This is a genomic window from Streptomyces sp. NPDC047971 (assembly GCF_040653355.1).
GTDB lineage: Bacteria > Actinomycetota > Actinomycetes > Streptomycetales > Streptomycetaceae > Streptomyces.
In genome coordinates, this window is the sequence record NZ_JBEZNW010000043.1 from 36080 (window position 1) to 59743 (window position 23664).

Genomic DNA, 23664 nt, shown 5'->3' on the forward strand with positions numbered 1-23664 from the left:
GGGGACGACCCGGAGATCTCCCTGAGGTCCGCCCGGGAACGTGGCCGCGAGCGGCCTCGTCGGTGCAGGATGGAAGGGACGTATCGCCCTGGCCCAGGAGGATCGCATGCTCGCCGAGACCATCTTTTCCGCGGTGTCCGTGGCGGGGCTGGGCATCGCCGCGATCACGGCGTACCGCAAGCGATTGCTCGCCGCGGCGCGGATCGCCGCCTACTCGCTCGTGCCCCTCGGACTGGTCCTGACCGGGGCGGTGGAGTGGGCCTTCGACACGGTCTTCAGCCCGACCGCCTGGGTCGGCTTCGGCGTCCTCGGCGCGGCCCTGCTGCTCTTCATGTCCACGCGCGCGATCGAGCGGCGCCGGGCGGGACGCAAGGAGGCCACCGAGGGCTCCCGGCCCGGTGCCGTCGCCGCGCCGGCCGCTTCCGCTCCCGCGCTGGGGCAGGGGCAGCGCGGTGCGACACCGAAGGCGCAGGCGCAGCAGGCCGCGGACGACTTCAGCGACATCGAGGCGATCCTGAAGAAGCACGGGATCTGACGGGCGCGCAATCCACGGGATGGGATGAACTGCCCTCCCCGAGGGGCGTGTTGCGGGCGGTCCGGGGGCTTCGCTGCGCCATCATCGCCCCGAGATGCTGGATACCTCGCGGGATCATGCCCCCGCCCCCACCGAAGAGCCGCGCGGCTGCCTGTTCGCGCTCTCCCAGCCGCCGCTGATGATCTTCCTCGCGGTGATCGGCTGTCTGCTCCTGCTGTCCGCCGTGCACGACCTCTTCCTGCTGTGAGGGGCGCGATCGCGGCTGATCAGCCGGCGGCTTCCTTGCGCCGCGCCCGGTACGCGGCCACATGGAGACGGTTACCGCAGGTACGGCTGTCGCAGTACCGGCGCGAACGGTTGCGGGACAGGTCGACGAAGGCGCGCCCGCAGTCCGGGGCCTCGCAGCGCCGCAGCCGCTCCTGCTCGCCCGCCACCACGATGAAGGCCAGCGCCATGCCGCAGTCCGCGCCGAGGTGGTCGGCGATCGACGCGCCCGGCGCGAAGTAGTGCACGTGCCAGTCGTAGCCGTCGTGGTCGGTGAGCTGCGGGGTCGTGCCCGCGGCGGCCACCAGCTGGTTGATCAGCGTCGCCGCGATCCGCGCGTCCGGCGCCGCGAAGACGGCGGCGAACCTGGCGCGCACCTCCCGCACGCCGCGCAGGTCGTTCTCGTCGAGCTCGCCGACGTCACTGATGTCATGCGCCCGCACGAAGGTGTGCAGCGACTGGAGGTCCCCGAGTTCGTCGTCGCGGTCGCCCTGGGGGGCGGTGTTCATCAGATCGACGACGGTGTCGAGGGCGATCCGGGTGTCGTGAGGGATCAGCACGATTCGCTCCATGGCCGGCTGCGGGCGGGCGCCCGCGAATTGCGCTGACTCTAGCGGCTTCGTGGCGTGTCGCCCGGAGCGGTCCGAAAGCGGGCCGGTACGGGGCCGAAACCATGCTCCGACCTGCCGTCCCCGACCCGGAAACGGGCATCGGCGCCCTCCTCGCGCCGGCTGCGCGGTGAGGACGCCGATGTCTGCCGTTCGTTTTGTCCGCGCGGCGCCGTCTCCCCGAGTCGGACGGCGCCGTGCGGCTCTCGGCCTGGCTCAGCTGTCGGCCAGGATGTGGGAGAGCTCCGTATCGAGGTCGAAGTGGCGGTGCTCGGTGCCCGGTGGCACGGCGGCGTCGGTCCGCTTCAGGAACGACTCCAGGGCCCTCGCCGGGGCCTCGAGCAGGGCTTCGCCCTCGGGGGAACTCAACGCGATGCAGACGACGCCCTGACCGTGACTGCGGGACGGCCAGACTCTGACGTCGCCGGTGCCGGTGGGCCGGTGCAGCCCCTCGGCGAGAAGGTCGCGGGCGAAGACCCACTCGACCGTCTCCTCGGCTCCGGTGTGGAAGGTGGCGTGCACGGCATAGGGATCGGCCGTGTCATACCGCAGGCCCGCGGGTACAGGCAGTGAGGACTCGCTCGATACAACGAGGCGCAGGTGCAGCTCGCAGCTGACCGTGGTGTTCATAAGCGCCAGGGCCTTTCGCTCAGTGTGCGCTCGGGGATTCGCACGTCGGCGAAATCGACATGCCACCTACGGTGCCGTTGTAAACCCCTCTGTCTGTTTTGTGATCGTTCAGGTAGCTCGTTCGGGGGTGTGTAACTTTTGGTAATGCGGCTGAACGGGTGAGGGCGTCGGGTCCGGTAAGTTGGGACCATGAATGCGGAGAGTGACGAGCGCACCGGGGAGTCCGCGGCCGACGGGGAGTCCGAGCTGGGATCCCGGGCCCCCGATTTCATCAAGGCACGCAAGACCCTGCACCTGAGCTGGCAGGTCGGCGTCTTCGTCGTGGGACTGGCCGTGGTCGGCGCCGGTGTCGCGATGCTGGTGCTGCCGGGCCCCGGCTGGGTGGTGATCTTCGGTGGCATGGCGATCTGGGCGACCGAGTTCGTGTGGGCGCAGCTGGTGCTCCGCTGGACGAAGCGGAAGGTCACCGAGGCGGCGCAGCGCGCCCTCGATCCGAAGGTCCGGCGCCGGAACATCATCCTGACCACCATCGGCCTGGTGATCGTCGCCCTGCTGCTCGGCTTCTACCTCTGGAAGTACGGCCTCGTCATGCCGTGGAAGATCAACGACTGACCTGGAGGGCGGTCCGGCGCGCCTCTGACATGGGGTAATGTTTGCGGTGCGCCCGGGCGATTAGCTCAGTGGGAGAGCGCTTCGTTCACACCGAAGAGGTCACTGGTTCGAACCCAGTATCGCCCACCACCCGGACCGAAGGCCCGGAGACTGGACCAGTCTCCGGGCCTTCGGCGTTCCCCGGCACGTCACCGCATGCGGCCGAGCCGTTCCCGGAGCCGCCGGGCGTCGCGCAGCCGCTGCTCGTACGTCGCGCCCACCGCGAGGAGCAGCAGTCCGGCCAGTGCCGGGGGCAGCCAGCGGGGGAGGGCCCCGACGACCTGGACGACGTACGGCGCCAGCTCGTGCAGCCCGTCGAGCGCGAGCACCGAGCCGCCGAGCACGAGCAGCGCCTGCAGCCGGAACCGGGCGCCCAGCAGCGTCACCGCGAGCGCGGCGAGGCCGAGGAGCAGCGGGCGCGGCCAGTCGGGGTCGACCCAGGCGGCGAACAGGCTCGGCACCAGCGTCGCGGCCAGCCCCGGGCCGTACGCCACCCAGGAGGAGGTCCCGGGGTCGCGGCGCCGGCGCAGCACGCCGACCACGAGCGCCGGGACGGTGACCGGCAGCGTGTACGCCTCCGGGGTCTCGACGTCCCAGACGGCGAGCCGCACCCAGGTGGCCGCGAGGAAGAGCGCAGCGGCCGTCCACGAGGCGAGCGGGCGCCGCTCCGGGCGGACGGCCGTCGCCGCCGCGAGCACCCCGCACAGCGCGAGGACGAGCGCGAGGAACGCGGGCCGCGTGGCGGCCAGGGCGATCGCGAGGACGGCCACCGCCGCACCACTGATCTCCACGGGCAGGGCGACGGGATGCCGCCGCAGCCACGCTCCGGCGGCCGCGGTGACCGCCGGGACCACGAGCAGGGCGAGAGCCGTGTGGTGGTCCTGGAGCTCCGCGGCGGCCGCCCCCGCGCCCACCAGGCCCGCCGCGGTACCGACCGCGACACAGGCCGCCACGGCCTTCCGCGCGCCCTCCGCGAGGAGCGAGGTCGTGATGAGGAGCCCGAGCAGCACGCCCAGCACGGTGAACGTCGCCGCGCGGGTGTCCAGCGCCGCCGCGACCGCGCTCGCCGCCGTCGCGAGCGCGCAGCCGAGCGCGCTCCAGCCGAGCACGTCCCGCGGCGACGCCGGTGCCGCGCCGGCCCCCGGGGCCGCCCCGGGCCCCCACCCGGCCCACGGCCCCCGGGGACCGGCCTCCGCGACGCCGGGCACTGCCGTCGCGTCGCCGCCCGCATCGGCGCCGGCGCCGGAAGCCGAGGCCGCCGGACCCGCTTCCGGCCCGGAGGCCGTGGCGGACGCCGCCCCCTCCCGCCCGTCGGCCGCACCGGGTCCGACGGTGCCGTCGGACGGGTCACCCGCTCCCGCCGGGCGGCGCGAGTCGGCCTCGGCACCGACTCCGGCCGTACCCGGCGTCGGGCCGGCCTCCGCACCGGTCCCGGTGCCGCCCGCTCCGGCCGGGGCCGGAGCAGGGATGCCCCGGGTCAGCGTGCCCGGACGGCACGCCACGAACAGCGCCGTCGCGGTCGTCAGGAGCTGGAGCGCCAGGGTGGCCGTGTGGGCGAGGTCCAGCGACAGGGGGAGGGACGTCAGGAGCGCCCAGCCGAGCAGCAGCGCGGCGCAGCGGGTCCAGAGGCGCGGCACCGCGGCCAGGGCCGTCGCCGCGACCAGCAGGACCAGCGGGGCCGTCGACGGGTACCAGGTGAGGACGGCCTCCGGGTGCCCGCCCGACCAGACCGGGGTCGTACGCGCCGCCGGGGCCAGCAGCGCCGCCGCCACCGGCGGCAGCGCCCAGGCCACGCCCAGGGCCAGCACCCCGGCCCCCGCGCTCGCCAGACCCCGCTTCACCACGCGCGGCGCCGACGACCGCAGGACCGTCGCCAGGGCCACCGCGCACAGCACGTACCCCGGCACCTCCCAGTCGCCCGGCAGCACCGATCGCAGGACACCGCCCACCGCCGCGATCACCGCGAGACCCGCCACCACGGACGCGGCCCCCGCCGCCCCGGCCATGCTCCCCGGGCCGCCTCGGGCAGGCGCGCCCATGGCCAGGAAGAGCGCCACCCCCGCGCAGGCGAGCAGCAGGGCACCCGCCGGGATCGCCGACGTCAGCGACAGGACGCCGCCCGCCACGAGGGCCCAGCCGCCCAGCACCGCGGCGCCGACCCCTGCCGTCGTCCGCACCGCCACCGGCTTCGCCCACAGCACCACGGCCAGGTCCGCCACCGCCGTCGCGAGCGCCGCCCAGCCGAGCGCGAGCGCCCCGCCGTCCGCGGCCAACACGCCGAGCGGCAGCGGGAGCTGAGCCGTCACCACCGCCACCGGAAGCGGTACCCGCAGCCGCCCCAGCGCCGATCCGTACACCGTCCAGGCACCGGCGAGAACCGCCGAGGCCACCGCGGTGTACCCGAGCGGGTCGGTGTCGCCCAGCGCGACCCGGTGCAGCGCGTACGCGTCGAGCACCATCAGCACCAGGCCGAGCGCGGCCACCGACTCCGCGGTGGAGCCGAGGCCACGGCGCAGCAGCGGCACCGGCACGGCGAGCGCCGCCGAGGTCACCACGCCCAGCACGGCCGCACGCCCGCCGATGCCCATCGAGCCCCAGCTCACCAGCGTGAAGGCGAGCGCCGCGATCGTCAGCAGCACCCCGCCCAGGGTGAGCAGCACGTTCTGCGCGCTACGCGGGGTCGAGTCCGCCACCGGGCCGGTGGCGGCCCGCGAACGGGCGGGGATGGTCGCGGGCGGCCGCAGGACCTGCAGCAACCAGGCCCGGCGGGCCAGCAACTGGGACCGACGGGCGTCGAGTTGGGCCAGCTCGCGGTCGATGAGCCGCAGCTCGTCCGCGGGTGGCAGGGCGTTGTCCATGTGCGGAGTGTGGCTCCGGACACAGTGGAGGGGTATGCGCGCGGGTACTCATATCCCCGCCTGAGTACGTACACACTGGGGACATGGACTGGTGCCGCTACCGCTTCCGCAGCGTCTGGCAGTTGGCCGCCCCGCCCGACGCGGTCTACGCCGTGCTCGAACGCGCCGAGGAGTACCCCCGGTGGTGGCCCCAGGTCCGCGAGGTCGTCCCCGTCGACGAGCTCACCGGCACGGCCCGCTTCCGCTCCCTGCTCCCGTACGACCTCGTGGTCACCGCGGAGGCCCTGCGCCGGGACCCCGTCGCCCGGGTCCTCGAGGTCTCGCTGCGCGGCGATCTGGAGGGCTGGGCGCGCTGGACCCTGACCCCGCGCAGCCCCGGGACCCGCGCGGTGTACGAGCAGGAGGTCGAGGTGACCAGGCCCCTGATGCGCCGCCTCGCGGTCCCCGGCCGGCCCGTCTTCCGCGCCAACCACGCCCTGATGATGCGCGCCGGACGGCGCGGCCTCGCGGCCGAGCTGGCGGGATCCGCCGAGCCGGTTTGAAGGAAGCCCGCGGAAACCTGTATGGTTCAACCCGTTCCCGGGCGATTAGCTCAGCGGGAGAGCACTTCGTTCACACCGAAGGGGTCACTGGTTCGATCCCAGTATCGCCCACCGGGAGAGGCCGGTCCGTCGAAAGACGGACCGGCCTTCCGCATTCCCGGCCCGTGACGGCCGTTCCGAGGCCGTGCCTCACGCCGCCGTCCGCATCTCCGGACGGAGCGGCCACGCCGGATCCACCGTCTCCGGTGTCCCGTTGCGCGTGAACCACGCCTGCAGTCCGCGCGCCTGCGCCGCATGCCACACCGCCTGCAAGGTGTGCAGCTCCGCCGGCGACAGCCGCTCCAGACGAGAGGTGAAGCGCCGCGCCACCGCCCGTACGACGTCCAGCGCCGCCTTGGCGTCGGCCGCCGCGTCGTGCGCGTCGTCCAGCTCCACGCTGTACTGCGCGCACAGATCCGTCAGCGTCCGGCGGCCCTTGCGATAGCGGTCCAGATGCTTGTCGAGCACGCGCGGATCCAGCACGGACAGCGACGCGTTCTCCAGATACCGGCCCAGCGAGGAGGCGCGATGGCGCCGCAGCTCGCGGTCCAGGATCGTCAGATCGAAGGGCGCGTTCATCACCACCAACGGCCGCCCCGCCGCACACTGCTCGGCGAGCGCCCGCCCCAACTCCTCCATCACGGGCGCGGGCCAGCGCCCATTCCGCTGCAGGTGTTCATCCGTCAGACCATGGACCGCCGTGGCCGCAGCGGGCACCGGAACCCCGGGATTGACCAGCCAGCGCGTCACCCGCGGACGCGCCCCGGCCGTGTCCTGGACGACGAGGGCGGCCGAGACGATTCGGTCCTCCTCGACGTCCACTCCTGTGGTTTCCGTGTCGAATGCGGCCAGGGGCCCGTCGTACCAGTGCGTCGTCATCCCCGAACTCCTCGCACCTCTGCGGCAGATGGCGATCCCCCTGCCCAAATCGGTTGTACCCGGGCTGTTTGCACCGTACGCGGGCCGGTGACAACACAGATGACGGGGAAGGGAATTGACATGGCGCTCGCCCAGCCCGAATCGGGAGGGCTGCCGCCCCAGCGGGCAGCACCGCTGCGCGGCTCACTCGCCACCACCGCCTGCATGGAGACGCTCCAGGTCGGATATCTCCACGCGGTCGCGGCGGCGGCGGGCTGCTCGCTGTCGCAGCCCTTTCCGGACAACGGCATCGACTGGCACGTGAGCCACAGCGCTCCCGGCCACACCGTCGACGACGAAGTGACCATCAAGGTGCAGCTCAAGTGCACCTACCAGCTGGCGCCGCGGCCGACCGGCCCCGCGTTCTCCTTCACCCTCGACAACGAGCACCTGGTGAAGCTGGCGCGGACCCCGGTCTCGGTGCACAAGATCCTGGTCGTGATGATCGTGCCGCGCTCCCAGGACGACTGGCTGCGGGCCGGCCACGACCGGCTCGACCTGCGGCACTGCTGCTACTGGATCAACCTGGCCGGCCACCCGGTCACGGGACGGCGCCGGACGACCGTGCGCATACCCACGGCACGGATCTTCGACGACCGGGCGCTCTGCGAGATCATGACCCGGGTCGGCGTGGGAGGGAGACCTTGATGCACCGGCCGATCGAGGAACCAGGAGGCGGGTCCGGATTCGGGCCCGCGCTCCCGCCGTTCCGCCCGCACCCCACGCCCGGCGACCCCGGCGGCCCCTGGGCCGATCCCGGAGGCGCGCCGGACCCCGGACGGGTCGACCCGCTCGTCCTCGGCGCGCTCCTCGCCCGGCACGGCTGGCGCCGGCGCGGCGGGGCCCCGGGCCGGTACAGCCGCTGGACCCCGCCGCCGTCCGGCGGCTCGGCCGGGACCACGAGCCTGCTCGTGCCCGAGAGCCGCGCCTTCCCGGACTGCGAGGACCTGCTCGGCGAGGCGCTCGCCGCCCTCCAGCACAGCGCGGCGCCGTCCGCCCGGGAGGTGCTGGTCGGACTGACCGTGCCCAGCGACGAGATCCGCTGGTGGCGCGACGTACCGCCCGGACCCGCGGGGACCGTCCCCTGGACCGTCCAGGAACAGCTCAGGTCGGCCGCCCGCCAGCTCCTCCTCGCCGGCGCGCTCGCCGTCCGGGGCCGCGCCGGGTACTACGGCGCCCGGCACCGCCGCCAGGCCCAGGCGTCCCTGGAGACCGTCGTCGTGGGCGCGGCGCCCGGCGGCCGCGGGCTGACCGCGTTCGTCCCCGTCGACCCCGGCCGGGCGATCGCCGTCCGGCTCTACCACGCGCTCTACGCGGCCCGGGAGGCCACCGACTACCAGCGGGCGACCGGTGGCATGGAAGCCTTCGACGCGGCGGTGGAGGCCGGGGTGAGCCGCGAACTCACCGAGGCCCTGGTGGCGCTGGTGCGGGGCACGGAGGGCGCGCGGATCGCGCTGGAGTGGGCGCCGGCCGCCGGGACACCGACGGGCTGCGCGGCGCGTCCGGAGCCCGTCGAGTTCTCGGCGGGCGATCTGCCCGCGCTGCGCGAGGCGGGCGCCCGGTATCTGACCGACGAGCCGTCCGTACCGGTACGGATCACCGGAGCCGTCGTCCGGATGCGCCGTTCCGGGCCGCGCGGTGAGGGAACGGTCAGGCTGCGGGTCCTGGGCGGGGCGGAGGTGCCGCATGTGCGGGTCACCCTGGACGAGGAGTCGTACCGCACGGCCGGCCACGCCCATCTCGTGGGGCTGCCGATCCGGGTCGTGGGACGGCTGGAGAGCCGCGGAGGCTTCCGGCGGCTGACCGACGCCTCGGGTGTCGTGCCGGTGCAGGTCGACGAGGCGGAGCGGGACCGGCTCATGAAGTCCCTCCACGAGAACCTCGACTTCTTCGAGGAGGCGTGCGGCCCGGGAGAGTGACGAGCACGGGCCCGGGCTCCGGCTCGAAGCGCCCGGTGGGGGTTCCCCCGTCGACAGCAGGGGGAGGGCCGAACCTTTAGGATTTAGGCGCGCGGCACCTCGTCTCTGCCGTGCGCCGTCGACGCCGGCACCTCGTGTCTGCCCGCGTCCCTAGGGAAAGAGCATTCGTGTCTGATGTCCGTGTGACCGTCCAGTCCGCCTCAGGAGCCGAGGATCGGGCGGTGAGCGCGGGCACCACCGCCGGCGCGCTGTTCGCCGACGACCGGTCCGTGATCGCCGCCCGCGTCGGCGGTGAGCTGAAGGACCTCACCTACGTCGTCGCCGAGGGCGATGTCGTCGAGCCCGTAGAGATCTCGTCCCCGGACGGCCTCGACATCCTGCGCCACTCCACCGCCCACGTCATGGCCCAGGCCGTGCAGGAGCTCTTCCCCGAGGCCAAGCTGGGCATCGGCCCGCCGGTCCGGGACGGCTTCTACTACGACTTCGACGTCGAGAAGCCGTTCACGCCCGAGGATCTCAAGGCCGTCGAGAAGAAGATGCAGGAGATCCAGAAGCGGGGCCAGCGCTTCTCCCGTCGTGTGGTGACCGACGAGGCCGCCCGCGAGGAGCTCGCGGACGAGCCGTACAAGCTGGAGCTCATCGGCATCAAGGGCTCCGCCTCGACCGACGACGGCGCCAGCGTCGAGGTCGGCGGCGGCGAGCTCACCATCTACGACAACCTGGACGCCAAGACCGGCGAGCTGTGCTGGAAGGACCTCTGCCGAGGCCCCCACCTGCCCACCACCCGGAACATCCCGGCGTTCAAACTGATGCGCAACGCGGCCGCCTACTGGCGCGGCAGCGAGAAGAACCCGATGCTCCAGCGCATCTACGGCACCGCCTGGCCCTCGAAGGACGAGCTCAAGGCCCACCTCGACTTCCTCGCCGAGGCCGAGAAGCGCGACCACCGCAAGCTCGGCAACGAGCTCGACCTCTTCTCCATCCCGGACGAGATCGGCTCCGGCCTCGCCGTCTTCCACCCCAAGGGCGGCATCATCCGCCGGGTCATGGAGGACTACTCGCGCAAGCGGCACGAGGAGGAGGGCTACGAGTTCGTCTACTCGCCGCATGCCACCAAGGGCAAGCTGTTCGAGAAGTCGGGCCACCTCGACTGGTACGCCGAGGGCATGTACCCCCCCATGCAGCTCGACGAGGGCGTGGACTACTACCTCAAGCCCATGAACTGCCCGATGCACAACCTGATCTTCGACGCGCGCGGGCGCTCCTACCGTGAGCTGCCGCTGCGACTCTTCGAGTTCGGCACCGTGTACCGGTACGAGAAGTCCGGCGTCGTGCACGGCCTGACCCGGGCCCGCGGCTTCACCCAGGACGACGCGCACATCTACTGCACCAAGGAGCAGATGGCGGAGGAGCTCGACAAGACCCTCACCTTCGTCCTGAACCTGCTGCGCGACTACGGTCTGACCGACTTCTACCTGGAGCTGTCCACCAAGGACCCGGAGAAGTTCGTCGGCTCGGACGAGATCTGGGAGGAGGCCACCGCGGTCCTCCAGCAGGTCGCCGAGAAGCAGGGCCTTCCCCTCACCCCCGACCCGGGCGGCGCCGCGTTCTACGGTCCGAAGATCTCCGTGCAGGCGCGCGACGCCATCGGCCGTACCTGGCAGATGTCGACCGTGCAGCTCGACTTCAACCTGCCGGAGCGCTTCGACCTGGAGTACACCGGCCCCGACGGCACCAAGCAGCGCCCGGTCATGATCCACCGCGCGCTGTTCGGTTCCATCGAGCGCTTCTTCGCCGTGCTCCTGGAGCACTACGCGGGCGCCATGCCGCCGTGGCTGGCCCCCGTCCAGGCGACCGGCATCCCGATCGGCGACGCCCACATCCCGTACCTGCAGGAGTTCGCCGCCAAGGCGAAGAAGCAGGGGCTGCGGGTCGAGGTCGACGCCTCCTCGGACCGGATGCAGAAGAAGATCCGCAACGCGCAGAAGCAGAAGGTCCCGTTCATGATCATCGCGGGTGACGAGGACATGGCCGCCGGCGCCGTCTCCTTCCGTTACCGCGACGGTTCGCAGGAGAACGGCATCCCGGTCGACGAGGCGATCGCCAAGATCGCCAAGGTCGTCGAGGACCGCGTCCAGGTCTGACCGTCCGCGACGTGAGCTCAGCGGGCCCCCGGGGAACCCCCCGGGGGCCCCTTCTCGTCCTCGCGCGTGAACGTCTGGATCAGCCACGAGGAGAAGGAGCCCGTCACCGCTCCGAGCAGGGCGACTCCGCAGGCCATCATGCCGACCGCGATGGTCCGGCCGATCGGCGTCACCGGGGTCACGTCCCCGTACCCGACCGTCGTCAGCGTCTCCGCCGCCCACCACAGGGAGTCGCCGAAGGTCCTGATGGTGGCGTCCGGGGCACCGCGCTCGTGCTGGAAGACGGCGAGCGCGCCCGCGAAGCCCAGCAGGGCGACCGTGAGGCTGGAGTACGCCATGACCCGGGCGTAGAGGCTGAGCCGGGGCTGGTCGCGGCGGCGCTGGATCTGCTCGTAGATCTTCACCATCTGCAGGGGCCGGAGCAGCGGGAGGGTCAGCACCACCGTGTCCAGGAGGTGCGCGCGGACGAAGCGCAGGGGCCCGAGACCGCTGAGCCGGAGCCGTACCACGTAGTCGAGGACGAAGACGGCCCAGGCGGAGAGCGTGACCGCCAGACAGAGGTCGAGCCAGACCTGGTCCATGCCGTGGGCCAGCACCCGCACCGTGTACCCGGCGAGATAGAGCAGGGAGGCCACCGCGAGCGGCGTCTCCATGCGCCGGTCCCAGCGTTCCTGCTCCTCCGGCGTCTCGTTCATCGGATCAGCATCTCCGAGCCGGGGTGATCACCGCCCCGGCGACACGTTCCGAACGGGCGACGCAATATGCTGCACAGCATGACGATTGAGCCGGAGCAGCAGATCGGAGTGGGGACGCAGGACGCGTTCCAGCGCCTGTGGACGCCTCACCGGATGGCGTACATCCAGGGCGAGAACAAGCCGACCGGGCCAGGGGCCGAGGACGGCTGTCCCTTCTGCTCGATCCCGGCGAAGTCGGACGAGGACGGGCTCGTGATCGCGCGCGGCGAGCACGTGTACGCCGTGCTCAACCTCTACCCGTACAACGGCGGCCATCTGATGGTCGTGCCGTACCGGCACGTCGCCGACTACACGGATCTGGACGCCGCGGAGACCGCCGAGCTGGGCGAGTTCACCAAGCGGGCGATGATCGCGCTGCGGGCCGCGTCCGGCGCGCACGGCTTCAACATCGGCATGAACCAGGGCTCGGTCGCGGGCGCCGGGATCGCCGCCCACCTGCACCAGCACGTGGTGCCCCGCTGGGGCGGCGACACCAACTTCATGCCGGTGGTCGGTCACACCAAGGTGCTGCCGCAGCTCCTCGCCGACACCCGCACCATGCTGGCCACCGCCTGGCCCGCCTCGTCCGAGCTCGCCTGACGCGAGCCCGGCGAGCGCGGGGCCCGGCCCGCTAGGCGTCGTAGACGTCGGCCTTCTTCGGGCCCGGGTCCTGGATGGCGCCGCTCAGGATCAGCGAGCGGTTGGTGAAGCGCTCCGTGTCCACACCGTGCTCGTCGAGCACGGCGATCGTCGCGGTGTGGACGGCGCGCATCACGGGCGTCGCCGCGCGGATGGCGTCGTCGGCCATGAAGCGGTGCCGCCAGGGCTGAGCGGCCCAGGCGTGCCGCAGCCCGAAGGGCTCCGGCAGGACGAGCTTGCCGCCGAGGAAGTCCAGGACCGGCGGGAACCAGGTCAGCGGGGCGCGGACCGCGAGGCGGACCACCTCGTCGGTGTCGACCAGCGGCAGCTGGATCTCCCTGGTCTCCCAGAACCGGACCGTCTTGGAGACCTCCTTGGTCTTCGCCTTGGGCTTGGTGGTGAAGAGCGAGTGCACCGGCCCCAGGGCGTGCCCGGTGACCTCGACCCGCAGGGTGTGCAGCAGCGAGGTGACCGTGATCATCATCGTGAGGACCAGCTGGCCGTCCCAGAGCGTGAACTGCACCCCCAGGTAGTGGCGGTTGCCGCTGCCGAACTGCTGGTCGTTGCAGATGCGCTGTATCTCGTGCGGCTTCACCTGGAAGTGGACGATGTTCTCGCCGTCGGGGCGGGCGACCTCGTCCGCGCCCTCGCCGACCGGCGAGACGATCCAGTGCTTGACCGTCGGCTTGGGGAAACCGGTCTTGAGGGAGCCGCGCTCCAGCAGCGTGAGCTGGTCGTGGATCTTCCGTACGACGTCCCAGGCGCGGAAGTCGTGGATCTCCGTGCCCTCCTTGGGGATCAGCTCCTCGGCGAGCGTCCAGCTGCCCCAGCGCGTACCCATGCCCAGTATTCCCTTGGGGCCCGCGTAGAAGACGACGTTGGACTGCTGCTCGGCGGTGAGCTTCTCCAGGTTCTGCCGGAGCGCCTCGGCCGTCTTCTCGGTCGGGTCCTGCGGGACCGCCTCGGGCACCTTCGCTCCGATGCCGCCGCCGCTGAGCAGGGCGGTCCAGCGCTCGCGCAGGTCCTTGGCCGTCGACTCGCAGACCCGCTTGGCGAGGAACCAGCCGGCGACCGGGGCCACGATCATGGCCCGCAGGTAGATCGACAGCACCCCGTCGACCGGCAGCTTGATCATGAAGATGGCGGCGAGCAGGGCCGCGCCGATCAGCAGGGCCGTGCCGATGGCGCTGGTGCGCCTGTTCTCCGTGCCGGCGACCATGCGGCGCAGCTGGATGACGCCGAGCCAGAGCAGCAGCCCCGGCAGGAAGAGGAAGCCGAAGACCAGGGTGATCAGCGTCAGCCTGGTGTCCCGCTGCCGGCGGATCCCGGTGGCGGCCAGACAGTGCTCGACCACGGGCTGCGGTTCGGTGCCGAAGGACTGGATCAGCGGCTTGCGCGCCCCGCCGAGCGTCCGCACCTGCACCGCCCGTGAGAACGCCTCACCGAGGTCGGGCCGGAAGAGCTTCTTCCATTTCCCTTCCTTGACCGTCGACTTGTGCCAGTCGTTGTTGGCGGCGAGGATCTCCTCGACCGGGCCGTCGCGGTACGCGGCGGAGGCGAGCGCATGCGTCGCCGCCGTCTGTCCGTCGGACCCCTGGAGGGGAATCTGCGCCCCGGGTCCGAAGCTGCCCATCGTCACCTGATGCCCCCTCGCCGCGTGCCCGCGTGGTTCACCGCGTATTCCTCTGCGGCCTGTTCCCAACTACCGCGCCCCGCACACCTGCTGAGCTGGGCACCACAGCGTAACCGGGTACCGGTGGATGCGTCACGAGTCGGCCGGATGCCGCCCGTCCGAGGGGAGTCGGACGGGCGACATCCGGCCGTGTGCGAGGGGGAGCACCTGTGACGGGAGTGACTAGACGCCCTTCTCCGCCTGTTCGCGGATCTTGTCCGCGAGATGGGGCGGCATGGCTTCGTGCCGGGCGTACGCCCGGTCGAAGCGGCCGGTGCCGTGCGAGACCGAGCGGAGGTCGACCGCGTACCGGCCGATCTCGATCTCGGGGACCTCGGCCCGCACCAACGTCCGTCCGGCACCGGCCTGTTCGGTTCCGACGACCCGTCCGCGCCGCCCCGACAGATCGCTCATCACGGGTCCGACGTACTCGTCGGGGACGAGGACCTGGACCTCCGCCACCGGCTCCAGGAGCTGGATGTTCGCCTCGGCGGCGGCCTCGCGCAGCGCGAGCGCTCCCGCCGTCTGGAACGCGGCGTCCGAGGAGTCGACCGAGTGGGCCTTGCCGTCGCGCAACGTGATCCGCACGTCGACCAGCGGATATCCGGCGGCGACCCCGCGCGCGGCCTGGGCACGTACGCCCTTCTCGACGGAGGGGATGAACTGGCGCGGCACCGCTCCGCCCACCACCTTGTCGACGAACTCGACGCCGCTGCCCGGGGGAAGCGGCTCCACGTCGATCTCGCAGATCGCGTACTGGCCGTGCCCGCCGGACTGCTTCACGTGCCGGCCCCGGCCGGCCGAGGGCCCGCCGAAGGTCTCACGGAGCGACACCTTGTGCGGTACGGCGTCGACCTGCACCCCGTACCTGTTGCGCAGCCGCTCGAGCGCCACGTCCATGTGGGCCTCGCCGAGACACCACAGAACGACCTGATGGGTGTCCTGATTCTGCTCCAGGCGCATGGTGGGGTCCTCGGCGACGAGCCGGGCCAGACCCTGGGAGAGCCGGTCCTCGTCGGCCTTGCTGTGCGCCTCGATCGCGAGCGGGAGCAGCGGATCGGGCATCGTCCACGGTTCCATCAGGAGGGGGTCGTCCTTGGCGGAGAGGGTGTCGCCGGTCTCCGCGCGGCCGAGCTTGGCGACGCAGGCGAGGTCACCCGCGATGACCCGGTTGAGCGCGCGCTGCTGTTTGCCGAAGGGCGAGGTCAGCGCGCCGACCCGCTCGTCGACGTCGTGGTCCTCGTGACCCCGGTCGGTCAGCCCGTGTCCCGAGACATGGACGGTCTCGTCGGGCCGCAGGGTGCCGGAGAAGACCCGGACCAGCGAGATCCGGCCCACGTACGGGTCGGAGGTGGTCTTCACGACCTCCGCGACGAGCGGGCCGTCGGGGTCGCACGTGATCGGTGGCCGCGGGACGCCGTCGGGCGTGGTGACGGCCGGGAGTTCGTGCTCCAGCGGTGTCGGGAATCCACCGGTGATCAGTTCGAGCAGCTCGACGGTGCCGAGTCCCTGCTTCCCGCCGTTCGTCGCGGGCGCGGCGGCCAGCACCGGATGGAAGGTGCCACGGGCGACGGCCTTCTCCAGGTCGTCGATGAGCGACTTGATGTCGATCTCCTCGCCACCGAGGTAGCGGTCCATCAGGGTCTCGTCCTCGCTCTCGGCGATGATCCCCTCGATCAGCCGGTTACGGGCCTCCGCGATGAGCTCCTGCTGGTCGCCGTCCGGTGCGATCTCCTGCCGGACGCCCGTGGAGTAGTCGAAGATCCGCTCCGAGAGCAGTCCGACCAGGCCGGTGGTCGGGGCATGTCCGTCCGGGGCCTCGGGGCCGTGGACGGGCAGATAGAGCGGGAGGACGGCGTCGGGGTCGTCGCCGCCGAAGATCGAGGCGCAGACGGAGGTCAGCTCGTCGAAGTCGGTGCGGGCGGTCTCCAGGTGGGTGACGACGATGGCCCGGGGCATCCCGACCGCCGCGCACTCCTCCCAGACCATGCGGGTCGACCCGGCGATCGCGTCGGCCTCCTGGGCGGCCGAGACGACGAAGAGGGCCGCGTCCGCCGCGCGCAGACCGGCCCTCAGCTCCCCGACGAAGTCGGCGTATCCCGGTGTGTCGAGGAGGTTGATCTTGCACCCGCCCCATTCGAGGGGGACGAGAGAGAGCTGTACGGAGCGTTGCTGGCGGTGCTCGATCTCGTCGTAGTCGGAGACCGTTCCGCCGTCCTCGACGCGTCCGGCCCGGTTGACCGCCCCCGCGGTCAGCGCCAGCGCCTCGACGAGCGTCGTCTTTCCCGATCCGCTGTGGCCGACCAGCACCACGTTCCGTACGGCCGAGGGCCGGTCGGCCGTTGGAGCCCTGCCCGCGGCTCCGGAGTGTGCGTTCGCCTTGTCGCCCATGGTGTCTTCCTCCCGGTCGCGTGCACCGGTCGCGCGGCGTGGGCCGCCCGGACGGTGCGGCGGGGCGCGGGCGCGGGGGAGTCGGCGCGGGAGGGGATCGCGTGCAGCTCCGGCGATGCCCGCGGTGGTTCTTCGAGCTTTGCACCGACGCCTGGGCGCGTCCATACGTCGTACACGACGCGACGGGCGGGTGGCCGAGGGAACGGCGGGGGTGGTCCTGGCTACGATGGGCGGGCCGGTGGTCGTAGGGGCCGCGCGGCCCACCGAACCTCGGGAAGGCCATGCTGAACAAGTACGCGCGTGCATTTTTTACGCGTGTCCTCACACCGTTCGCCGCGTTTCTGCTCCGCCGGGGCGTCAGCCCCGACGCGGTCACGCTCATCGGCACGGCCGGAGTGATGGCGGGTGCACTGGTCTTCTTCCCCCGGGGGGAGTTCTTCTGGGGCACGATCGTCATCACGCTCTTCGTCTTCTCCGACCTCGTCGACGGCAACATGGCCCGGCAGGCGGGGATCTCCAGCCGGTGGGGCGCGTTCCTCGACTCGACCCTCGACCGGGTGGCGGACGGCGCCATCTTCGGCGGCTTCGCGCTCTGGTACGCGGGTACGGGCGACGACAACGTGATGTGCGCGGTCTCGATCTTCTGCCTGGCCAGCGGCCAGGTCGTCTCGTACACCAAGGCGCGTGGTGAATCGATTGGCCTGCCGGTGGCCGTCAACGGCCTGGTGGAAAGGGCCGAGCGGCTGGTGATCTCCCTGGTCGCGGCGGGCCTCGCCGGACTGCACGGCTTCGGCGTGCCGGGCATCGAGGTGCTGCTGCCGATCGCGCTGTGGATCGTCGCCGTGGGCTCCGCGGTGACGCTGGGACAGCGTGTGGTGACGGTACGGCGGGAGTCGGCGGAGGCGGACGCGGCCGCGGCCGCCACCGGGGGGAGCGAGGCGACGTCATGAGTGGCATGAAGGACCGGCTCACCGACGGGCTGTACGGGCTCGGCTGGTCGACCGTGAAGAAGCTGCCGGAGCCCGTGGCGACGGGGCTCGGCCGGCGGATCGCCGACTACGCGTGGAAGCGGCGCGGCAAGAGCGTGCTGCGTCTGGAGTCCAACCTCGCGCGCGTGGTCCCCGACGCGACGCCCGAGCGGCTCGCCGAGCTGTCGCGCGCCGGGATGCGCTCGTACATGCGGTACTGGATGGAGTCCTTCCGGCTGCCGACCTGGAGCAAGGAGCGCGTCGACACCGGCTTCGACGTCAAGGACGTCCACCACCTCAAGGACGGTCTCGCCTCGGGGCGCGGGGTCATCCTCGCGCTGCCGCACCTGGCCAACTGGGACCTCGCGGGCGTGTGGGTGACCCGCTCGCTCGGCGTGCCCTTCACCACCGTCGCGGAGCGGCTCAAGCCGGAGACGCTGTACGACCGGTTCGTCGCCTACCGCGAGTCGCTGGGCATGGAGGTCCTGCCGCACACAGGCGGATCCGCCTTCGGCACGCTGGCGCGACGGCTGCGGGCCGGTGGCCTGATCTGCCTGGTCGCCGACCGCGACCTCTCCGCCTCCGGCATCGAGGTCACGTTCTTCGGGGAGACGGCGCGGATGCCGGCCGGTCCGGCGATACTCGCCCAGCAGACGGGCGCGCTGCTGCTGCCCGTGACCCTCTGGTACGACGACACCCCGGTCATGAAGGGGCGGGTGCACGCGCCCATCGACGTACCCGAGTCAGGTACGAGGGCCGACAAGATGTCCCTGATGACACAGGCGCTGGCCGATGCCTTCGCCGGCGGCATCGCGGACCATCCGGAGGACTGGCACATGCTCCAACGACTCTGGCTCGCCGACCTGGAGGAGCGCGGGGAGGAAGGGCGGACGTGAAGATCGGCATCGTCTGCCCGTACTCCTGGGACGTACCGGGCGGCGTCCAGTTCCACATCCGCGATCTGGCGGAACACCTGATCCGGCTGGGGCACGAGGTGTCCGTCCTCGCGCCCGCCGACGACGAGACGCCGCTGCCGCCGTACGTCGTCTCGGCGGGGCGTGCGGTGCCCGTGCCGTACAACGGCTCGGTGGCCCGGCTCAACTTCGGCTTCCTCTCGGCGGCGCGGGTGCGTCGCTGGCTGCACGACGGCACCTTCGATGTCATCCACATCCACGAGCCGGCCTCGCCCTCGCTCGGCCTGCTGAGCTGCTGGGCGGCGCAGGGACCGATCGTGGCCACCTTCCACACCTCGAACCCGCGCTCGCGGGCGATGATCGCGGCCTACCCGATCCTGCAGCCCGCCCTGGAGAAGATCAGCGCGCGGATCGCGGTGAGCGAGTACGCGCGCCGCACCCTGGTCGAGCATCTGGGCGGCGACGCCGTCGTCATCCCCAACGGCGTCGACGTGGACTTCTTCGCACGGGCCGAGCCGAAGAAGGAGTGGCAGGGCAACACACTGGGGTTCATCGGGCGGATCGACGAACCGCGCAAGGGCCTCCCGGTCCTGATGAAGGCCCTGCCGAAGATCCTCGCCGAGCGGCCGGAGACCCGGCTCCTCGTCGCCGGGCGCGGCGACGAGGAGGAGGCGGTCGCCTCGCTGCCGCGCGAGATGCGCTCGCGCGTCGAGTTCCTCGGGATGGTCAGCGACGAGGACAAGGCGCGGCTGCTGCGCAGCGTCGATGTCTACGTGGCGCCGAACACGGGCGGCGAGAGCTTCGGGATCATCCTCGTCGAGGCGTTGTCGGCGGCGGCGCCGGTGCTCGCCTCGGACCTGGACGCCTTCGCCCAGGTCCTGGACCAGGGGGCGGCGGGCGAGCTGTTCGCCAACGAGGACGCGGACGCGCTGGCCGACGCGGCGATCCGGCTGCTCGGGGACGAGGTCCGGCGCGACGAGCTGCGCAAGCGCGGCAGCGCGCACGTACGGCGCTTCGACTGGTCGACAGTGGGCGCGGACATCCTCGCGGTCTACGAGACGGTGACGGACGGCGCGGCCTCGGTGGCGACGGACGAACGCACGGGGCTGCGGGCCCGGTTCGGCCTGGCGTCGCGGGACTGAACGGCCCGGGACCCGAAGGGCGGGGACCGGCGGCCGGACCGCGCCGGGCCTTGGGCGGAGCACGCTCCCGCCCCGGCCGGATCGCCCCGGGCCCTGGCCGGATCGCGCCGGGCCCTGGCCGGACCCCGCCGGGCCCTGGCCGGATCGCGCTCCCGCCGTGGCCGGTTCGGTCCGGGCGCTGGCACGCTGGGGCGATGACCTCACCGAGCGTGGAACCACTGGACCTGGGGTACTTCGTGCGGCCGGCCGAGGAGTGGGGCGGGACCCACGCACGCGTGGAGCCCGTGCTCGCGTATCTCGTCCGCCATGACCACGGCACCCTCCTCTTCGACACCGGCATGGGGGAGGGCTCTCCCGAGACGGACGCGCACTACCGGCCCACGCGTCACCCGCTGCCCGCCGTCGCCCGCGATGTCGACCTCGTCGTGAACTGCCATCTCCACTTCGACCACATCGGCGGCAACCCGCTCTTCCCCGACACCCCCGTGCTCGTCCAGCGCACGGAACTGGCGACCGCCAGGGCGGGCGACTACACGCTCGACCGGCTGCTCGACGGCGTCCGCTACCAGGAGATCGACGGCGAGCACACGATCGCGCCGGGGGTCACGGTCGTGCCCACCCCTGGCCACACCGAGGGGCACCAGTCCCTGCTCCTCGACCAGGGCGACCACGTCACGGTCCTCGCCGGGCAGGCGTACGACGTCGCGGCGGAGTTCGGCGTCCCGTACCGCTCCTGGATCGACCGGCTCGCGGAGCTCGCCGACGGGCGGACGGCAGAGGTCCGCTTCGCCCACGACCGTGACCTGTGGGAAGGGGTGCTGCCGCCGCGACGGTAGCCTGTGCGCCCGTGACCGAAACCCTGATCTGGACCGTCGTCGCGCTCATCGCGATCGGCCTGTACCTCAGCTGGACCGCCGGCCGCCTCGACCGGCTGCACGCGCGGATCGACGCGGCCCGGGCCGCCCTCGACGCCCAGCTGCTCCGCCGCGCCTCGGTCGCCCAGGAGCTGGCCACCTCCGGAGTCCTCGACCCGGCCGCCTCGATCGTGCTCTACGAGGCCGCCCACGCCGCCCGGCAGGCCGAGGAGGACCAGCGCGAGGTCGCCGAGAGCGAGCTGAGCCAGGCCCTGCGCGCGGTCTTCGGCGAGCCCGAGCAGGTCGAGGCCGTACGCGAGGCCCCCGGCGGCGAGGAGGCCGCGAACGAACTCGCGGCCGCCGTCCGCCGGGTGCCGATGGCTCGCCGGTTCCACAACGACGCCGTCCGCGCCGCCCGCGCGCTGCGTCGCCACCGCAAGGTGCGCTGGTTCCGGCTCGCCGGTCACGCTCCGTTCCCGCTCGCCTTCGAAATGGACGACGAACCGCCCGTCGCCCTTGCCGATCGCCCAGCCTGACCCTCGTAGCCTGCGAAAACAGCGAAAACGATCCACCGGCTCCCCATTGGCCCTTGATGTGGACTGGTGGTGGCCTGTTTCCTCACTCTTGTCTCCACGCCGCTTTCCCCGAGTGAGGTCCCCGTGTCCACCACGCTTCCCAACAGCACCCAGTCTCCCGAGACCGGCACCGCGCGCGTCAAGCGCGGCATGGCCGAGCAGCTCAAGGGCGGCGTGATCATGGACGTGGTCAACGCCGAGCAGGCGAAGATCGCCGAGGACGCCGGTGCCGTGGCCGTCATGGCCCTGGAGCGGGTCCCCGCCGACATCCGCAAGGACGGCGGCGTCGCCCGCATGTCCGACCCGAACATGATCGAAGAGATCATCGGCGCCGTCTCCATCCCGGTGATGGCCAAGTCCCGCATCGGCCACTTCGTCGAGGCCCAGGTGCTGCAGTCCCTCGGCGTCGACTACATCGACGAGTCCGAGGTCCTCACCCCGGCCGACGAGATCAACCACTCCGACAAGTGGGCCTTCACCACCCCCTTCGTCTGTGGCGCCACCAACCTGGGCGAGGCCCTGCGCCGCATCGCCGAGGGCGCGGCCATGATCCGCTCCAAGGGCGAGGCCGGCACCGGCAACGTCGTCGAGGCCGTCCGCCACCTGCGCCAGATCAAGAACGAGATCGCCAAGCTGCGCGGCTTCGACAACAACGAGCTCTTCGCCGCCGCCAAGGAGCTGCGCGCCCCGTACGAGCTCGTCAAGGAGGTCGCCGAGCTCGGCAAGCTCCCCGTCGTGCTGTTCTCCGCCGGTGGTGTCGCCACCCCCGCGGACGCCGCGCTGATGCGCCAGCTCGGCGCCGAGGGCGTCTTCGTCGGCTCCGGCATCTTCAAGTCGGGCGACCCGGCCAAGCGCGCCGCCGCCATCGTGAAGGCCACCACCTTCTACGACGACCCGAAGATCATCGCGGACGCCTCCCGCAACCTGGGCGAGGCCATGGTCGGCATCAACTGCGACACCCTCCCCGAGTCCGAGCGCTACGCCAACCGCGGCTGGTAATCACTCATGACCACCCCCGTGATCGGTGTCCTGGCGCTCCAGGGCGACGTACGGGAGCACCTGATCGCCCTGGCCGCGGCTGACGCCGTGGCCAGGCCGGTCCGGCGCCCCGAGGAGCTCGCCGAGGTCGACGGCCTCGTCATACCCGGCGGCGAGTCCACCACCATCTCCAAGCTGGCCGACCTCTTCGGCCTGATGGAGCCGCTGCGCGAGCGCATCGCCGCCGGAATGCCGGTGTACGGCACCTGCGCCGGCCTGATCATGCTCGCCGAGAAGATCCTCGACCCGCGCTCGGGCCAGGAGACCTTCGGCGGCATCGACATGATCGTCCGCCGCAACGCGTTCGGACGGCAGAACGAGTCCTTCGAGGCCGGCGTCACCGTCAGCGGCATCGAGGACGGCCCCGTCGAGGGCGTCTTCATCCGCGCCCCGTGGGTCGAGTCCGTCGGAGCCCAGGTCGAGGTCCTCGCGGAGCACGAGGGCCACATCGTGGCCGTCCGGCAGGGCCGTGTCCTGGCGACCTCGTTCCACCCCGAGCTCACCGGCGACCACCGCATTCACGCCCTGTTCGTCGACATGGTGCGCGCCGCGGGCTGACGAGGTCCCGGTAAGATCTCTGGGGTTCGTTCAGAAATGGGTTACGCGAAGGAGACAGGCAGATGTCCGGCCACTCTAAATGGGCTACGACGAAGCACAAGAAGGCCGTGATCGACGCCAAGCGCGGCAAGCTCTTCGCGAAGCTGATCAAGAACATCGAGGTCGCCGCCCGTACCGGCGGTGCCGACCTGGACGGCAACCCGACGCTGTTCGACGCCGTGCAGAAGGCGAAGAAGAGCTCGGTTCCGAACAAGAACATCGACTCGGCGATCAAGCGCGGCGGCGGCCTCGAGGCCGGCGGCGTCGACTACGAGACGATCATGTACGAGGGTTACGGCCCGAACGGTGTCGCGGTGCTCATCGAGTGCCTCACCGACAACCGTAACCGTGCCGCCTCGGACGTCCGTGTCGCCATGACCCGCAACGGCGGTTCGATGGCCGACCCCGGTTCGGTCTCGTACCTCTTCAACCGCAAGGGCGTCATCGTGCTGCCCAAGGGCGAGCTGACCGAGGACGACGTCCTCGGCGCCGTGCTCGACGCGGGTGCCGAGGAGGTCAACGACCTCGGTGAGAGCTTCGAGGTCATCAGCGAGGCCACCGACATGGTCGCGGTCCGCACCGCCCTCCAGGACGCCGGCATCGACTACGACTCCGCCGACTCCAACTTCGTCCCGACCATGCAGGTCGAGCTGGACGAGGAGGGCGCGCGCAAGATCTTCAAGCTGATCGACGCGCTGGAGGACAGCGACGACGTGCAGAACGTCTTCGCCAACTTCGACGTGAGCGACGAGGTCATGGAGAAGGTCGACGCCTGATACGGGCATCGCACCGGCAGCACGGAAACGGCCGGACCGACGGGAACACCGTCGGTCCGGCCGTTTCCGTCGGCGGCCGCCGGCTGCCCGGCAGGCAGGCCCGGCGGGCGCACCGCGGCGCGGACGGAAAAGCGGGGGGCCGGGTAAACCCCCGGGGGCGCGGCGGGACACCGGCGGGGGGAGGGATAACGCGGGGGGGGGGTGGAGGTTGGTGGTTAAGCAGTTATTGGCCCCACTGATTTTATCTTGCCGGGCC

General features: G+C 71.8%; 23 protein-coding genes and 2 tRNA genes. 18 read left to right on the forward strand and 7 right to left on the reverse strand.

What is annotated here, in order from left to right; translation table 11 throughout:
• The first annotated feature begins 106 nt into the window (after positions 1 to 106).
• Both AB0D99_RS29950 and AB0D99_RS29955 read left to right on the forward strand, forming a co-directional pair.
• Entirely contained in the window at positions 107 to 535 is a 429-nt protein-coding gene (locus AB0D99_RS29950) for a hypothetical protein (protein WP_362369128.1), read from the forward strand.
• Between the two features lie 94 nt (positions 536 to 629).
• On the forward strand, positions 630 to 782 hold the full coding sequence (locus AB0D99_RS29955; protein ID WP_362369131.1) for a hypothetical protein: 153 nt from the start codon (positions 630 to 632) through the stop codon (positions 780 to 782).
• Between the two features lie 19 nt (positions 783 to 801).
• On the opposite strand, the gene AB0D99_RS29960 is transcribed toward AB0D99_RS29955, so the two are convergent.
• Together AB0D99_RS29960 and AB0D99_RS29965 are read right to left on the reverse strand one after the other, a co-directional pair.
• Complete coding sequence (locus tag AB0D99_RS29960) at positions 802 to 1359, reverse strand: CGNR zinc finger domain-containing protein (RefSeq protein WP_362369134.1); 558 nt, start codon at positions 1357 to 1359, stop codon at positions 802 to 804.
• Between the two features lie 264 nt (positions 1360 to 1623).
• Positions 1624 to 2037: an SsgA family sporulation/cell division regulator gene (locus AB0D99_RS29965; RefSeq protein ID WP_015032345.1), complete on the reverse strand. Its 414-nt coding sequence runs from the start codon at positions 2035 to 2037 to the stop codon at positions 1624 to 1626.
• Between the two features lie 189 nt (positions 2038 to 2226).
• Between AB0D99_RS29965 and AB0D99_RS29970 the strand changes: the two genes are divergently transcribed.
• The gene (locus tag AB0D99_RS29970; protein ID WP_362369137.1) at positions 2227 to 2649 is read left to right on the forward strand and encodes a TIGR02611 family protein; all 423 of its coding nucleotides are present in this window, start codon (positions 2227 to 2229) and stop codon (positions 2647 to 2649) included.
• Positions 2650 to 2703: 54 nt separating this feature from the next.
• Positions 2704 to 2778, forward strand: a tRNA-Val gene (locus AB0D99_RS29975).
• A gap of 59 nt (positions 2779 to 2837) precedes the next feature.
• Here AB0D99_RS29975 and AB0D99_RS29980 read toward each other — a convergent pair.
• Complete coding sequence (locus AB0D99_RS29980; protein WP_362369140.1) at positions 2838 to 5546, reverse strand: hypothetical protein; 2709 nt, start codon at positions 5544 to 5546, stop codon at positions 2838 to 2840.
• 83 nt (positions 5547 to 5629) lie between these two features.
• Between AB0D99_RS29980 and AB0D99_RS29985 the strand changes: the two genes are divergently transcribed.
• Together AB0D99_RS29985 and AB0D99_RS29990 are read left to right on the forward strand one after the other, a co-directional pair.
• Entirely contained in the window at positions 5630 to 6088 is a 459-nt protein-coding gene (locus AB0D99_RS29985; RefSeq protein ID WP_362369143.1) for an SRPBCC family protein, read from the forward strand.
• Positions 6089 to 6127: 39 nt separating this feature from the next.
• Positions 6128 to 6199: transfer RNA gene (locus tag AB0D99_RS29990), tRNA-Val, on the forward strand.
• Positions 6200 to 6277: 78 nt separating this feature from the next.
• Here AB0D99_RS29990 and AB0D99_RS29995 read toward each other — a convergent pair.
• Positions 6278 to 7006 carry a 3'-5' exonuclease gene (locus AB0D99_RS29995; RefSeq protein WP_362369146.1) on the reverse strand — a complete coding sequence of 243 codons (729 nt, stop codon included), beginning with the start codon at positions 7004 to 7006 and terminating at the stop codon, positions 6278 to 6280.
• A 120-nt stretch (positions 7007 to 7126) separates the two neighbouring features.
• Between AB0D99_RS29995 and AB0D99_RS30000 the strand changes: the two genes are divergently transcribed.
• The 3 genes from AB0D99_RS30000 to thrS all read left to right on the forward strand — a co-directional run bounded on the left by AB0D99_RS30000 (position 7127) and on the right by thrS (position 11108).
• Positions 7127 to 7693: a DUF4365 domain-containing protein gene (locus AB0D99_RS30000; RefSeq protein WP_362369149.1), complete on the forward strand. Its 567-nt coding sequence runs from the start codon at positions 7127 to 7129 to the stop codon at positions 7691 to 7693.
• Positions 7693 to 8964: a hypothetical protein gene (locus tag AB0D99_RS30005; RefSeq protein WP_362369152.1), complete on the forward strand. Its 1272-nt coding sequence runs from the start codon at positions 7693 to 7695 to the stop codon at positions 8962 to 8964. The genes AB0D99_RS30000 and AB0D99_RS30005 overlap by 1 nt, the downstream gene beginning before the upstream one ends.
• Before the next feature lie 167 nt (positions 8965 to 9131).
• Positions 9132 to 11108 carry a threonine--tRNA ligase gene (gene thrS, locus AB0D99_RS30010; protein ID WP_362369156.1) on the forward strand — a complete coding sequence of 659 codons (1977 nt, stop codon included), beginning with the start codon at positions 9132 to 9134 and terminating at the stop codon, positions 11106 to 11108.
• Positions 11109 to 11125: 17 nt separating this feature from the next.
• Here the strand turns inward: thrS and AB0D99_RS30015 are convergent, their stop codons facing one another.
• A complete protein-coding gene (locus AB0D99_RS30015; protein WP_362369159.1) occupies positions 11126 to 11803 on the reverse strand; it encodes an ion channel in 678 nt (225 codons plus the stop codon).
• A 66-nt stretch (positions 11804 to 11869) separates the two neighbouring features.
• Between AB0D99_RS30015 and AB0D99_RS30020 the strand changes: the two genes are divergently transcribed.
• On the forward strand, positions 11870 to 12442 hold the full coding sequence (locus AB0D99_RS30020; protein ID WP_362369161.1) for an HIT domain-containing protein: 573 nt from the start codon (positions 11870 to 11872) through the stop codon (positions 12440 to 12442).
• A 31-nt stretch (positions 12443 to 12473) separates the two neighbouring features.
• Here AB0D99_RS30020 and AB0D99_RS30025 read toward each other — a convergent pair whose 3' ends face one another.
• Positions 12474 to 14114 (reverse strand): hypothetical protein, encoded by a 1641-nt coding sequence (locus AB0D99_RS30025; protein WP_362369191.1) that lies wholly within the window; start codon positions 14112 to 14114, stop codon positions 12474 to 12476.
• Positions 14115 to 14336: 222 nt separating this feature from the next.
• The gene (locus AB0D99_RS30030) at positions 14337 to 16544 is read right to left on the reverse strand and encodes an elongation factor G-like protein EF-G2 (protein WP_362369164.1); all 2208 of its coding nucleotides are present in this window, start codon (positions 16542 to 16544) and stop codon (positions 14337 to 14339) included.
• Positions 16545 to 16825: 281 nt separating this feature from the next.
• On the opposite strand from AB0D99_RS30030, the gene pgsA reads away from it, so the two are divergent.
• The 8 genes from pgsA to AB0D99_RS30070 all read left to right on the forward strand — a co-directional run bounded on the left by pgsA (position 16826) and on the right by AB0D99_RS30070 (position 23408).
• Complete coding sequence (gene pgsA / locus AB0D99_RS30035; protein ID WP_362369167.1) at positions 16826 to 17494, forward strand: phosphatidylinositol phosphate synthase; 669 nt, start codon at positions 16826 to 16828, stop codon at positions 17492 to 17494.
• Positions 17491 to 18408: a phosphatidylinositol mannoside acyltransferase gene (locus AB0D99_RS30040; RefSeq protein ID WP_362369170.1), complete on the forward strand. Its 918-nt coding sequence runs from the start codon at positions 17491 to 17493 to the stop codon at positions 18406 to 18408. The genes pgsA and AB0D99_RS30040 overlap by 4 nt, the downstream gene beginning before the upstream one ends.
• Positions 18405 to 19568 carry a glycosyltransferase family 4 protein gene (locus AB0D99_RS30045; protein ID WP_362369173.1) on the forward strand — a complete coding sequence of 388 codons (1164 nt, stop codon included), beginning with the start codon at positions 18405 to 18407 and terminating at the stop codon, positions 19566 to 19568. Before AB0D99_RS30040 ends, AB0D99_RS30045 begins: the two co-directional genes overlap by 4 nt.
• Before the next feature lie 194 nt (positions 19569 to 19762).
• Entirely contained in the window at positions 19763 to 20404 is a 642-nt protein-coding gene (locus AB0D99_RS30050) for an N-acyl homoserine lactonase family protein (protein ID WP_362369176.1), read from the forward strand.
• A gap of 11 nt (positions 20405 to 20415) precedes the next feature.
• Complete coding sequence (locus AB0D99_RS30055; protein ID WP_362369179.1) at positions 20416 to 20958, forward strand: hypothetical protein; 543 nt, start codon at positions 20416 to 20418, stop codon at positions 20956 to 20958.
• Between the two features lie 123 nt (positions 20959 to 21081).
• A complete protein-coding gene (gene pdxS, locus AB0D99_RS30060) occupies positions 21082 to 21996 on the forward strand; it encodes a pyridoxal 5'-phosphate synthase lyase subunit PdxS (protein ID WP_362369182.1) in 915 nt (304 codons plus the stop codon).
• Between the two features lie 6 nt (positions 21997 to 22002).
• Positions 22003 to 22593: a pyridoxal 5'-phosphate synthase glutaminase subunit PdxT gene (gene pdxT / locus AB0D99_RS30065; RefSeq protein WP_362369185.1), complete on the forward strand. Its 591-nt coding sequence runs from the start codon at positions 22003 to 22005 to the stop codon at positions 22591 to 22593.
• 62 nt (positions 22594 to 22655) lie between these two features.
• Positions 22656 to 23408 (forward strand): YebC/PmpR family DNA-binding transcriptional regulator, encoded by a 753-nt coding sequence (locus tag AB0D99_RS30070; RefSeq protein ID WP_362369188.1) that lies wholly within the window; start codon positions 22656 to 22658, stop codon positions 23406 to 23408.
• Positions 23409 to 23664 lie beyond the last annotated feature (256 nt).